The 13,010-nt window shown below is 42.1% G+C and carries 13 protein-coding genes; 9 read left to right on the top strand and 4 right to left on the bottom strand.

The genetic code is table 11. The annotated features are described in order from the left end of the window. Nucleotides 1-81 precede the first annotated feature (81 nt). Nucleotides 82-966, top strand: coding sequence for a YitT family protein (locus tag RCG24_RS07235; RefSeq protein WP_308078750.1), 885 nt, complete (start codon nucleotides 82-84; stop codon nucleotides 964-966). Between the two features lie 47 nt (nucleotides 967-1,013). Here the strand turns inward: RCG24_RS07235 and RCG24_RS07230 are convergent, their stop codons facing one another. Next, the gene (locus RCG24_RS07230) at nucleotides 1,014-1,469 is read right to left on the bottom strand and encodes a CBS domain-containing protein (protein WP_202654067.1); all 456 of its coding nucleotides are present in this window, start codon (nucleotides 1,467-1,469) and stop codon (nucleotides 1,014-1,016) included. Nucleotides 1,470-1,733: 264 nt separating this feature from the next. Between RCG24_RS07230 and aspA the strand changes: the two genes are divergently transcribed. Continuing rightward, on the top strand, nucleotides 1,734-3,158 hold the full coding sequence (gene aspA, locus RCG24_RS07225) for an aspartate ammonia-lyase (RefSeq protein ID WP_202654068.1): 1,425 nt from the start codon (nucleotides 1,734-1,736) through the stop codon (nucleotides 3,156-3,158). 47 nt (nucleotides 3,159-3,205) lie between these two features. Here the strand turns inward: aspA and RCG24_RS07220 are convergent, their stop codons facing one another. Then, nucleotides 3,206-3,538, bottom strand: a complete 333-nt coding sequence (locus RCG24_RS07220) for a hypothetical protein (protein ID WP_202654069.1) — start codon at nucleotides 3,536-3,538, stop codon at nucleotides 3,206-3,208. Between the two features lie 121 nt (nucleotides 3,539-3,659). Next, nucleotides 3,660-3,878 carry a DnaJ-like cysteine-rich domain-containing protein gene (locus tag RCG24_RS07215; RefSeq protein ID WP_202654070.1) on the bottom strand — a complete coding sequence of 73 codons (219 nt, stop codon included), beginning with the start codon at nucleotides 3,876-3,878 and terminating at the stop codon, nucleotides 3,660-3,662. Nucleotides 3,879-4,072: 194 nt separating this feature from the next. On the opposite strand from RCG24_RS07215, the gene RCG24_RS07210 reads away from it, so the two are divergent. Beyond that, on the top strand, nucleotides 4,073-4,318 hold the full coding sequence (locus RCG24_RS07210) for a hypothetical protein (protein ID WP_202654362.1): 246 nt from the start codon (nucleotides 4,073-4,075) through the stop codon (nucleotides 4,316-4,318). A 210-nt stretch (nucleotides 4,319-4,528) separates the two neighbouring features. On the opposite strand, the gene RCG24_RS07205 is transcribed toward RCG24_RS07210, so the two are convergent. Continuing rightward, entirely contained in the window at nucleotides 4,529-5,320 is a 792-nt protein-coding gene (locus RCG24_RS07205; RefSeq protein ID WP_202654071.1) for a TIGR00266 family protein, read from the bottom strand. Between the two features lie 364 nt (nucleotides 5,321-5,684). Between RCG24_RS07205 and RCG24_RS07200 the strand changes: the two genes are divergently transcribed. The 6 genes from RCG24_RS07200 (at nucleotide 5,685) to RCG24_RS07175 (ending at nucleotide 12,847) form a co-directional block, all read left to right on the top strand. Continuing rightward, nucleotides 5,685-7,433, top strand: a complete 1,749-nt coding sequence (locus RCG24_RS07200; RefSeq protein ID WP_202654072.1) for a SulP family inorganic anion transporter — start codon at nucleotides 5,685-5,687, stop codon at nucleotides 7,431-7,433. Nucleotides 7,434-7,454: 21 nt separating this feature from the next. Then, on the top strand, nucleotides 7,455-7,808 hold the full coding sequence (locus tag RCG24_RS07195; protein ID WP_308078749.1) for an ArsR/SmtB family transcription factor: 354 nt from the start codon (nucleotides 7,455-7,457) through the stop codon (nucleotides 7,806-7,808). Between the two features lie 400 nt (nucleotides 7,809-8,208). Then, entirely contained in the window at nucleotides 8,209-8,409 is a 201-nt protein-coding gene (locus tag RCG24_RS07190; protein ID WP_202654074.1) for a cold-shock protein, read from the top strand. 154 nt (nucleotides 8,410-8,563) lie between these two features. Next, on the top strand, nucleotides 8,564-9,712 hold the full coding sequence (locus tag RCG24_RS07185) for an exonuclease SbcCD subunit D (protein WP_308078748.1): 1,149 nt from the start codon (nucleotides 8,564-8,566) through the stop codon (nucleotides 9,710-9,712). Next, complete coding sequence (locus tag RCG24_RS07180; RefSeq protein ID WP_308078747.1) at nucleotides 9,709-12,306, top strand: AAA family ATPase; 2,598 nt, start codon at nucleotides 9,709-9,711, stop codon at nucleotides 12,304-12,306. The genes RCG24_RS07185 and RCG24_RS07180 overlap by 4 nt, the downstream gene beginning before the upstream one ends. Continuing rightward, nucleotides 12,272-12,847: an SbcC/MukB-like Walker B domain-containing protein gene (locus RCG24_RS07175; RefSeq protein WP_308078746.1), complete on the top strand. Its 576-nt coding sequence runs from the start codon at nucleotides 12,272-12,274 to the stop codon at nucleotides 12,845-12,847. Before RCG24_RS07180 ends, RCG24_RS07175 begins: the two co-directional genes overlap by 35 nt. The last annotated feature ends 163 nt before the right edge of the window (nucleotides 12,848-13,010 follow it).

The following is a 13,010-nucleotide window of genomic DNA, read 5'->3' as shown; positions in this document are numbered from 1 at the left end:
GGTTTTCTGAAAAATGGTATCATTGTAAACAGAGATCGGTTTCATTAGGATCCTGAAATTGAATAATAAAGGTGTGATTTTATGACAGATCAGTTACCTCTGGCGATTCAACATCGCAAGCTTCCTCTTTCAAAAATTATTCTTCGTGCCATTGGCATTACGATTGGTGCCATTCTCATGGCGACTGGGCTAGAAATCTTCTTAGTACCTAACAAGGTCATTGATGGTGGAATTACAGGCATTTCGATTATGCTTTCCTATCTTTCAGGCTGGAAACTGGGGATCTTTCTATTTATCTTAAACCTGCCATTTGTTTATTTAGGCTATAAACAGATGGGTAAAACCTTTGCCTTATCCACTGTCTATGGAATTATTGTGTTATCCATTTTTACAACCTTTTTCCATCCAATTCCCCCTTTTACAGAAGATATCCTGCTGGCAACGGTTTTCGGCGGGATGATTTTAGGGATCGGAGTAGGATTGGTAATCCGTAACGGCGGAGCGTTAGATGGAACGGAAATACTGGCAATTGTGATCAATAATAAGGTCCCTTTTTCCGTCGGGCAAATCATTATGATCATGAATATCTTTATTTTAGGAACCGCCGGTTTTGTCTTCAGCTGGGACAGAGCAATGTACTCATTGCTCGCCTATGTCATCGCTTCAAAAGCGATCGATGGGGTAGTCGCCGGATTGGAAGGGACGAAATCAGTTTGGATTATCAGCGACGTAGCGGAGGAAATTGGCGAGGCGGTAAATGCGCGTTTAGGACGGGGAGTAACCTACTTACAAGGAGAAGGGGCTTATACGGGAGATAATAAAAAGGTTATTTTTAGTGTCATTACGAGACTGGAGGAATCGAAATTGACAACCATTGTCGAGGAAATAGACCCTTCAGCCTTCCTCGCTATTGCCGACATCTCCGAGGTTCGCGGCGGACGTTTTAAGAAGAAGGGAATTCATTAGGAACGATAAAAAGATCTGACGTGTTGTTGTCAGATCTTTTTTAAGGATTATAGCAAGGCTTTAAATGAACTCCTGATGACGTCTCCCCGGCTGATAATGCCGACCAATACCCCATTGCGCTCGACCGGTACCTTTTTAATATGTTTTTTTCCTAAAATCGCAGCAATGTTTTCAACATCTTCGTTCCATGATACTTTAATAACTTTTTTCTTGGCAATTTCCATCACGTTTAAATTTAACAGCCGCTTTTCTCTGTCCTCGAATTCTTCCAGATCTCCTTTGATCACAAAAGAATAATAGAAATTATCCAGAACCCGGTCCTCATGTTTGCCAATGTAACTCATAATATCACCGTCACTAATAAAGCCAACAATTTCATTGCGTTCATTGACGACAGGAAGTCCGCTGATTCGATATTCGATAAACTTTTCAATTACCGTTCTTACCGTATCGCTTTGTTTTACTTTATGGACATCGGTCAACATAATTTCATGTGCTTTCATATCTCTCTCCTCGAATATTTGAAAAATAAATAGAAACTCATTCCTTTAGTTTTATTATACATCTAATTCCAATAATTAATCTTTACTAAAAATTAATATTTGCTAACGATTTTGTTATATATAAAGCAGTTTACTAATTAAAAAAGGTAATAAAGGTGCAAACGTTTACAGCTAAAGGATAGAAGAAGTATAATAGGATTTGGTGGCTAATCCACCGATGTGATATTTTAATATAATATACGATTAAGCTTGGGGGCAAACAGAATGTTAGAAGAGACTAAAAGAATCGAACAGGATTTTTTAGGGAAAAAAGAGATTCCGGCCAATGCTTATTATGGAATTCAAACACTCCGGGCAGTTGAAAATTTCCCGATTACCGGTTACCGCATCCACGAAGAACTAATTAAAGCACTGGCAGCGGTAAAGAAAGCGGCGGCTATTGCCAATATGAATACAAAGCGTTTATACAGCGGTCTGGCCGAAGCGATTGTGCAAGCAGCCGATGAGATATTGCAAGGGAAGTGGCATGAACAGTTTATTGTCGACCCAATTCAGGGGGGTGCGGGGACTTCCATGAATATGAATGCCAACGAGGTCATTGCCAATCGGGCACTAGAAATTCTTGGTTATGAAAAAGGGGATTATTTTCATTTAAGTCCTAACAGTCACGTGAATATGTCACAATCAACCAATGATGTCTTTCCGACAGCGATCCATATTGCAGCACTAAAGCTACTGGAAAAATTGCTGGAAACGATGGCGGATATGCATCAGGTGTTCAAGGAAAAAGCAAAGCAATTTGAGGATGTCATCAAAATGGGGCGGACTCACCTTCAGGATGCCGTGCCGATTCGTCTTGGGCAGGAATTTGAAGCCTATTCAAGAGTGATTGAACGAGACATGAAGCGGATCAGGCAGTCGTATAAACATTTATATCCGGTCAATATGGGCGCTACAGCAGTAGGTACTGGATTAAATGCCGACCCGAAATACATTAAAGATGTGGTGAAACAGTTGGCTGACATTACCGGGCTGCCGTTAGTCAATGCCGATCATCTTGTCGATGCAACCCAAAATACCGATGCTTATACTGAAGTGTCCGCAGCCTTAAAAGTTTGTATGATGAATATGTCCAAGATTGCCAATGATCTACGTTTAATGGCATCAGGTCCACGAGCTGGTCTGGCAGAAATCAGTCTTCCTGCTCGTCAGCCGGGCTCTTCGATTATGCCGGGAAAAGTAAATCCGGTCATGCCGGAAGTGATCAATCAAATCGCCTTCCAAGTCATCGGTAACGACCATACTATTTGCCTAGCTTCCGAGGCGGGGCAGCTTGAATTAAACGTTATGGAACCGGTTTTGGTGTTTAATTTACTACAATCTATTAGTATTATGAACAACGGTTTCCGCACGTTTACCGATAATTGTCTTAAAGGTATTGAGGCAAATGAGGGACGTTTAAAAGATTATGTCGAAAAAAGTGTTGGGATCATTACCGCTGTAAATCCGCATCTAGGCTATGAGACAGCAGCAAGAATTGCCAGAGAGGCGATTACCACTGGCAAGTCTGTCCGCGAATTATGCCTGCAGCATGATGTCTTAACGGAAGAGGAATTGGACCTCATTTTAAATATTTACGAAATGACAAAACCGGGAATTGCCGGCGCCGAACTTTTGGATCGCGATTAACGGTTAAAAAAGCGTGCAGATTTTCTGCACGCTTTTTGATCAATTATTTATTTGCTTTTTTCTTTCGGCTGATCGCGCAGCGAGCGATATATTTGGGTATAAAGGCTATTTTCAACAATGTTTTCTAGGAAAAAAGGACCAATAAGCTCTAAATACTCTTCATCCTCAAACATTTTCTTATTCTGCAATTCCATTTCCGCTAAACCTTCATATGTTGATAGCAAAGCATATGTATGATCTTTTCCGGAAACAGGTGTCAGAATGTCGACTTTATGATTGTAATTCTCCATTCTGAACTTTTTAATCTCTCTTAAATTTTCAATTCCTTCTTTAAACTGATCCTGTTTAATCACAAATGTCTGATAGACGATGATAGACAAGCAGAGCACCCCCAAAAATTTATCCTCTTCGTCAGAATTCCTTGATCTAAAAAAGATTTAAATCATTGCTGGCCAATCCCATTATAGATACCAAAGGGTTGGAGCTATAATGGGATTGACTTTAAAAAGGTTCATTATTCATGGCTTCCCAGTCGGAATAACTGCCGCTGCCTTGACAGCTTGGACAATCAAACGAATTAAAGTAGGCAAATTCATTATAGGGATAAACCGTATATCCTCGGCCTTGACAATCAGGACATTTACCCTGGTCTTTCATGTTGGAGAGATGGTTTTGATATCTTGTTTCTCGCCACTGATAAAACGAGCTGAGCAGTCCCATATTTTTCACCTCAATGGATCCTTTTATAATAGTATGGGGGAAAAATGGAATATTTATGCTTGACAAGGTCTTATTATGGTACGAGTTTAAAGGGCATTGCTATTATATAATAATATTTTTATGCGGAAATAGCGGTTTTGGTGAGTGATTTTACTATTGGAAACGGTAATTTGTGTATCAAAAGATGGGAAATAATGATGAAGATGTTGAATCCTTTTGAGGATAATTTTCCCGGAATGAAGGAAACTAAAATTGAGGTGATTACAATGGGAGATTGGAATGAACAGTCTGCGCCCAATAATAATTTATTGCCGAAAACACTCCGGACTGGTAAATTCGTCGGGAAGCAAACCAATCATGAATTTTCCGAAGAACTAGCCGACGGCGGTGAGCGCGACCAATACATTGAACGACAAAAAAACGACCTAAAAATGAAATAAAAGAACATCTGCAGATCTAATTGCTCGAAAGGCGGAAGGATCGAATGGTTGGGTAAAGAAGAACCGCTCTAATTGCCCGAAAGGCGGAAGGATCAGATGGCTGGATAAAGAAGAACCGCTATATTTACCCGAAAGGCAAAAAATTTTCAGAATTGAAGTAAGACTGCTTTAAAAAAGGCAAAGTCACACCGACTTTGCCTTTTTTAATAATTAATCTCCATTAAACATATCAAAAATTCCTTTGGCAATGCTGCCCTCATCTTTAGAACCACCGCGCGAAGGTGCTGCAGCAAATACTCTGCTGGCGAGCCTGCTGAATGGAAGAGATTGAATCCAGACAGAGCCTGGTCCTCTTAAGGTGGCAAAAAATAAACCTTCGCCGCCAAACAGGGCCGTTTTGATGCCTTTGACAAATTCGATATCGTATTGAACATCTCTCGTCATCGCCACCAGACAGCCGGTATCAACCTGCAGTGCTTGTCCGGGAAGAAGGTCTTTTTTGATGATTGTTCCACCTGCATGAACGAATGCCATCCCGTCACCTTCGAGTTTCTGCATGATGAAACCTTCGCCTCCGAAGAAGCCAACACCGATTTTTCGTTGAAATTCAATTCCGACAGATACACCCTTTGCCGCTGCTAAAAACGCATCTTTTTGGCAGACAATTTTTCCGCCAAATTCACTTAAATTCATCGGAATAATTTTCCCCGGATACGGTGAGGCAAAGGAAACATGTCTTTTGCCTGAACCGGTATTGGTGAAAGTGGTCATGAACAAGCTTTCTCCAGTAAGGACCCTTTTACCAGCACTGAAGAGTTTTCCCATTAAGCCGCTGCCGCCAGTACCGGATCCATCACCAAAAATCGTCTCCATGTGAATATCATTTTCCATCATCATAAAGCTGCCTGCCTCAGCCACAACCGTTTCTTGCGGATCAAGTTCAACTTCAACGAACTGCATATCATCGCCGTAAATCTTATAATCGATTTCGTGATTGTACACACTTACTCCTCCACTCACTTAAAATGAACTTCCAATTTCTATTTTAAAATAAGTAGGAAAAAAGAGCCATAAAAACAACAAAAGACGCCTGATTCTTCAGACGTCTTTTGTATATTGTCCAGCTCCAGCGACAAGGCGCTAAAACTTTTCTCAGATTGAGGCGAAAAACCACACTCCACATTGTGTGTTCCCTAAAGGAATGTTTTTCGACTTACACAATTCAGCTCATCGCCCGATCATTATATCACTTCCTAAAAATATTGTAAAGTGAACATTTTTTGCCAAAATAGCTTGATTATCCTCAACTATTATTATATATTCAAATAATCAGATATACAAAAATAATAAGATAAGAAGGGTGAATATGTTTATTAACCAAAGGTTCCATCAATATTCTTTAAAGAGCCTGCCAAAGGATCTGGTTTCCGGATTGATTGTAGGGGTTATCGCGATCCCGCTTGGCATGGCTTTTGCTATTGCTTCAGGAGTGAAGCCAGAGTATGGAATCTACACGACCATTGTTGCCGGAATTCTCATCTCCTTATTTGGCGGATCGAAGTATCAAATTGGCGGCCCAACAGGTGCATTCATTCCGATTTTATTTGGAATTGTCATGACGTACGGATATGAAAATCTGCTCATCGCCGGATTTATGGCCGGAATCATCCTTCTTTTATTAGGGATTTTTAAACTAGGATCGCTGATTAAATACATCCCAAGACCAGTAACAATTGGATTTACGACCGGGATTGCAGTGACCATTTTCACCGGACAAATTGCCAGTTTTCTGGGCTTAGAGGGCATGAAAAGACATGAGGAGTTTGTAAAAAACATTCAAGAAATTTTTGTCCATTTGCATACAACCAATGTCTATAGTATTTTAACGGCTGGCATTTGTCTGGTTACCATAATCCTGACTCCAAAGATTGCCCCTAAAGTTCCTGGTCCTTTGATTGGATTGATGGTTTCTACCTTATTCGCGACCATGCTTTTTCCGGATCAGGTCGCCACCATTGGAACAGCCTATGGCCAAATTCCAAGTTCGCTGCCGAAGTTTCATATACCTGATATCAACTTGGACGTCATGATGAATCTGATCAAACCAGCTTTTATTATTGCGATGCTTGGCGGGATTGAGTCGCTGCTTTCGGCTGTGGTTGCCGACGGAATGACGAATAGCCGCCATAACAGCAACAAGGAGTTGATCGGTCAGGGGATTGCCAACATGGTCACGCCATTATTCGGCGGGATTCCAGCGACCGGGGCCATTGCCCGGACAGCCACGAATATTAAGAATGGTGCAGTGTCACCTTTATCAGGAATCATTCATGGAATTGTCGTTCTGCTTGTGCTAATCTTTTTTGCCCAATATGCGTCTTATATTCCGCTTGCAAGTATGGCCCCGATTCTCATGGTGGTGGCGTGGAATATGAGTGAAAGAAAAGTATTTGGCCATATTTTAAAAACAAAATCTACTGATGCCCTAGTGTTGGTGGTGACTTTTTTATTAACGGTGTTTGTCAATTTAACGTTGGCCGTAGAGGTTGGCCTGGTCATGTCGGCAATTCTGTTTGTAAAACGGATGAGCGATATCATGATTACCGCCAAAGCACTGCCAAATTATGAGACAAAACGTAAAAAGGTGGAAACAGGCATGGTTTCCGATACACATGACTGCCCACAAATCAGTATTTTTAATATCGAAGGTCCACTATTCTTTGGGGCGGCTTTAACGTTTGAGGAAACGATTATGAAGACGATTAATTATCGTCCGAAAATCCTGCTGCTGCGGATGGGCCGGGTTCCTTTTATGGACACTACTGGAGAAGCAAATTTATCGAGGATTGTCCATCATTTTTCGAAAAATGGTATAGTAATATTATCGGGTCTTAATCCGCAGCCGGAAATGGTTTTAAAGAAGACGGGCTTATACGATATGATTGGAAAAGAGCATTTCTTCGAGCACACGGGAGATGCGATTCAATTTGCTTTGGAACAGATTAACAAAAATAAGTGCCTCGGCTGCAAGCACTTTGCCTTTCATGAGTGTAAAGAACTTTCCAAGTCTGAGAGCGTAGAAAGCGGCAGGAAAAAGTTAACTGCTACTTTCTAGCGATGTAAAGGAGTTGATCAATTGAAATTAGAAGTGCAGCGGTTTAAAGCCGAATTTTTTAAAGCTCTTGCTCATCCGTTAAGAATTCGCATTTTGGAAATTCTTGCTGAAGGAGACAAAAGCGTAAACGAAATTCAGACACTTGCGGGCAGTGAGGGATCAGCCGTTTCACAGCAGCTGCAAGTGTTAAGAGCCAAAAATATCGTTTCTGGTACGAAAGATGGGAATAAAGTCATTTATACCCTGAAAGATCCGATGCTCATCGAGCTTTTGGCAGTGGCAAAACAAATTTTTAATAATCACCTCGTTGATACGATTACGATATTGGATAAGTTTAAGGAAGACGATGAGGTTTCGCTGACACTGAAGAATTAATTTCTTCGCTGTTTTTCCATAACGTCATCGAGAAAAAACAGGAAGAGTGAAAAAGTTTTCAGCAAATATTGACAAAGAAGGCTATGTCTTCGTTCGGGAAGATCATAAAACTGACCGATTTTTGGTTAAAAACCGCCCATATGTCTGTCATTTTAGGGGTGGGGACGAGATTTCTAAATTATCTGGGCAGAATGGTGTCAATTTGTGTCATGCGCCCTAAACTTGACATTACTTCTTAGAAATGTTAAATTTTAATCAGCCGTTACACGTTATTAGATTTATGTTACAAGCTTGTTCAAGGTTTAAACCAAGAATGGATAAGGTAATGAAGTAAAGCTAGGTACGTTGTAATTTGGTGAATTTTAAACATGGCTGAATGGCCAATAGGAGGATTTTTTTAATGAAAAACGGTAAGGTAAAATGGTTTAACTCAGAAAAAGGTTTCGGATTCATCGAAGGAGAAGACGGTAACGACGTATTCGTTCATTACTCAGCAATCCAATCAGAAGGTTTCAAAACCTTAGAAGAAGGTCAAGAAGTTTCTTTCGAAGTAGTTGAAGGAGCTCGTGGACCTCAAGCTGCTAACGTAACTAAGAAGTAATTTCTCATACTGACTATAACAGTCCGGTACAATTGCCGGGCTGTTTTTTGTTGTTTTGAGTATTCATATCATCAATTACCAGAGCTGGTGAATCGGTAATTTGCTATAATAGAGATATTGAAAAATCTAGTTTATCAAAAAACAGGGTGATCTGATGAAATTTATCCATACCGCCGATTGGCATTTAGGAAAACTGGTGCACGGTGTCTATATGACGGCGGACCAGCGGGAAGTGTTGAATCAATTTGTCGACGTCGTTCGAGAGGAAGAGCCGGATGCGGTCGTCATTGCCGGCGATCTGTATGACCGTTCCGTTCCGCCCACCGATGCAGTAGAATTGTTAGATGAAATTTTATTTAAAATTAATGTTGAAGCGAAGACACCAATTGTGGCAATTGCCGGAAACCACGATAGTGCCGAACGGCTTTCTTTTGGCAGCTCATGGTATAAGCATAGTCAATTCTATTTATCCGGCAAACTGGCAAACTGTTTTGAACCGGTTCGCATAAATGGAGTGAACTTTTATCTCCTTCCTTACGCTGAACCAGGTGTCGTCCGGGAACTTTTAGGGGACGATTCAATCCATTCCCATCATGATGCTATGAAGGCGCTGATTGGAAGAATCGAAGAAACGATTAACCCTAATGAACCAAATGTCCTCGTAGGACATGCCTTTGTGTTGGGCGGGCAAACATCGGATTCCGAACGGGTCCTATCGGTCGGCGGTTCCGGTTGCGTCGGTGCGGAATTGTTTGCTCCTTTTTCTTATACGGCCCTTGGCCACCTTCACAGCCCCGATGCCATCCGTCATGAAACAGTGAAATATTCCGGCTCACTATTAAAATATTCTTTTTCCGAAGCAACCCAAAATAAATCCATTTCGATTATTGAAATAGATCAGAGTGGAAATTTCACCCATCGTTATCGCTCTCTAACCCCGAAGCATGATATGCGGGAGCTTGTCGGATTTATCGATCAACTGCTTGATCCGCAATTTTACGAAAAGGAACGGACAAATGATTATTTAAAAATAACTCTGCTTGATGAAGGCGCGTTAATTGACCCGATCAATAAACTAAGGCAGGTATACCCCAACGTCCTGCATCTTGAACGAAAAATTGATGTCTTGAATTTGAAAAAGAAACAATCCTTTAATGCCATCCGCGCTGAGAAGAAATCGGAGATAGAGCTATTTGAACAATTTTACACAGAAATGACGACATCCGCATTTACGAGCGAGAAAAAAGCGGTGATGGCGGAAATGATCGAAAAAGTATTAAAAGGGGAGGCTGCTGTCAAATGAGACCAATAAGATTGACGATGCAGGCATTTGGCCCCTATGCGGAACGGGAATGTATTGATTTCACAGAACTTGGTAATCGAACAATGTTTGTTATTTCTGGAAAAACCGGTTCCGGCAAGACGACTATTTTTGACGCCATCAGCTATGCCATTTATGGGAAAGCAAGCGGCGAGGATCGCAATGGTCCTGAACTCCGGAGCCATTTTGCCAGCGATGATTTGCTGACAGAGGTTTCGTTAGATTTTTCCTTACGAAATCAGGTTTACTCCATTACCCGGTCGCCACAGCAGTTAAAAAAGAAAGAAAAAGGCGATGGGTGTACTACCATTGGGGCCAAGGCGGAGTTATATATTTGGGGTTCGGATGGTGAGAGAAAACTATTAGCTTCGAAAATTACTGATGTTGAAGAGAAGATAAAAGAGATCATGTTAATAGATGCCAATCAATTCCGGCAGATTTTAATGATACCCCAAGGAGAATTCCGCAAACTGCTAACATCCGACAGCAAGGATAAGGAGGTCATTCTGCAACGGCTGTTTCACACTCAAGTATATAAACTGGTCGAGGAAAAACTGAAGGAAGAAGCGAGCGAACTGAAGAAATCGGTTGATGCCCAAGTTCAATCACGAAATGAAGCGATACGAAGGATCCAAGCTGTTACGAATGATGAATTGCGGGAGTATGTGGGGGCTGGCAGTGAGAATGATACGCTGATTTTGCCGCTTTTGCAGGAGGAAATCAGCGGGTTGGCTGAACTGCTTGAACAATTAGACGGACAGTTAAAAGCCCAAGTCCTGCGGCAGGATCAGGTGAAAGCCAAGCTTTCTGAAGCCGAAACGATCTTGGAGCAGCTGCAAACCCTCGAAAAATTAAAGAATCAAAAAGCACTGCTGACTTCACAAGCTGCTCTTTTTGCTGAAAAAGAAAACCAGATCCGGAGGGGGCAAAGGGCAGCCGTTTTAGCTAAACAGGAAGAACTATGCCACCGTTTAAAACGCGAAGCCGACCTAGTAGCTGAAAATGTTCAGCAAATCAAAGCGGCGATCGAAAAATTGCAGGGTCTTGCTCAACAACATGAAGAACAGCTGCAACAGGAGCTTGCGCGTGAGGGTGAACGACAGTCGCTCCTTGATGAAATCAATCGCTTAAGCAATTTGAAGGATGACATCTATTCATTCGCTTCATTGATGAAACAAACGTCGGCTGTCGCAGCGGAATTAGAAGCTGCCAAAAAGGACCAGTCAGTGGCGGAAAAGAATTTGGCGCAAGTAGAAGAAAGACTCAGCCGCCTGCAGCAGCAGAAGACGGAGATTGAAAAAGGGCAGCTTGTCTATCTTGAAAATGAGCGAAAGCTGGAAAGGCTGCAGGCTGAACTGGACATCCTAGATAAATTCCAACTTCTGCAACAACGTTATTTAAAAGCACAACAAAATCTTGAAGCCAGTTCTAAACAATTTGTGAATACACTTGCCAGATTAACGGACGCAAAGGCGTTGGTTGCCGACTTGGAGCAAAAATGGCTGAATGGACAAGCAGCCCTATTAGCCTCAAGACTTCAAGAGGGGGAGGCTTGTCCGGTTTGCGGATCGGTCCACCATTCCTCACCGGCGGGGCATCTTGGTGACAACATTCCTAATGAGGAGGACTTAAAAGCGGCCAAGGCCCAGGCTGCCAAATGGGAGGAAGAAAAATCGGCCGATGAAGCAAGGCTGTATCAATGCCAGTCAGACGAGAAAACCCAAAGGGAAGGGCTGGATGAAATACTGGCAGAGATTCGGGCAAAAAGGATTGATTTTACGGAAACAGATGTGCTTTCGGTCAAAACAGAAGTCACTCTGGCTAAAAATAATCTTGCCCTTGAGCAAAAGAAATTGGCAGAACAGCTGCAACAGCTTGAGCCAATTACGCTGGAGCTCAAAAAAAAGGAAACGGACAAGCAGAAGTTACAGAAGCTCATTCAGCAATTAGCGGAAAACGTAACGCTGTTGACCGTGCAATTTACTGAAAAGAAAACCAATCTTTCGCGAATGATGTCACTTATCCCGGAAAATCTTCGCTCGGTCACAGAGTATGAAAAAACGCTTGCCGGATTAAAGGAACGCCAGCAGTTACTGATGAAGCAGCTGGAGGAGGCCGAAAAGCGGGTACAAGCGGTAAAACAAAAGCAGGCCGCTGAGGCAGCAAGATTGCTGGAAGCCGAAAAGTTATTTCAGACGAAACAACAGGAGCTTAGGGTTGAACGGGAAACCTTTAAAAATCAACTTTCCGAACAGGGATTTGAAAATTATACGGTTTATCATGACTCGAAGCTTTCAGCTGCCAGCATCGAAACATTGGAAGCAGAAATTCGCAGCTACCGCGAAGAATTACGATCCGTCTCCGATCGCTTTGCTGAATTAACGATCAAGTTAAAAGATGTAAAGGTGCCTGATGTAGCCGGGTTAAAAGCCGAATTGGAAAAATTAGCAGCAGAAATTGCTGAATTAAATAGTAAACGAACTGATATTTTTGTGAAAAAGCGCGACAATGAAGAAATCTATCAGCGGATTGAACAGTTAAATGAGTTCGATGAAGCTGCTCGAGGAGCGTTATAAACTGATTGGACATTTGTATGAGATTACAAAGGGGCAGAATATCTTCCGAATCACCTTTGAGCGTTACGTCTTGGCTGCCTTTTTGGATGATATTTTACGCGAAGCCAATGTGCGGCTGCGAAAAATGACATCCGGACGGTTCCAGCTGCTCAGGAAAACAGACCGGGCTAAAGGAAACGCCCAAAGCGGTTTGGATTTGCTGGTATTTGACCAATACACCGGCCAGGAACGCCATGTCAAGACATTATCCGGCGGTGAGAGCTTTAAAGCGTCGCTTTCATTGGCACTTGGACTAGCAGATGTCGTCCAAAATTATGCTGGCGGCGTATCATTGGAGACCATGTTCATCGATGAAGGATTTGGCACTTTGGATCCTGAGTCGCTTGATCAGGCGATTGAGGCCTTGTTGGATATTCAAAACGGTGGCCGTTTGGTTGGTATAATCTCGCACGTTCCGGAATTGAAGGAGCGGATTGATGCCAGACTCGAGGTTATTGCCGGACAAACCGGCAGCAGGACGGAATTTGTGTTTACCAATTAGATAAATGGCGGGAAACTGCATAAATTAGCGAAAATCCCTTGGAAAATTTAAAGAAAACTCGCCGATTGGCGAGCCTTTAAGGCGGTTCATGAGGCGTAGTTACACTTATGCCTGATAGGAAAGTTTTTATACTTTCCTATCGGCCAAAGAAAAAACCGAAATT

The organism is Neobacillus sp. OS1-32, from assembly GCF_030915425.1.
Classification (GTDB): domain Bacteria; phylum Bacillota; class Bacilli; order Bacillales; family Cytobacillaceae; genus Neobacillus; species Neobacillus paridis.
Note: the sequence above shows the minus strand (reverse complement) of the source record. Positions and strands in the feature narration are given on the sequence as shown.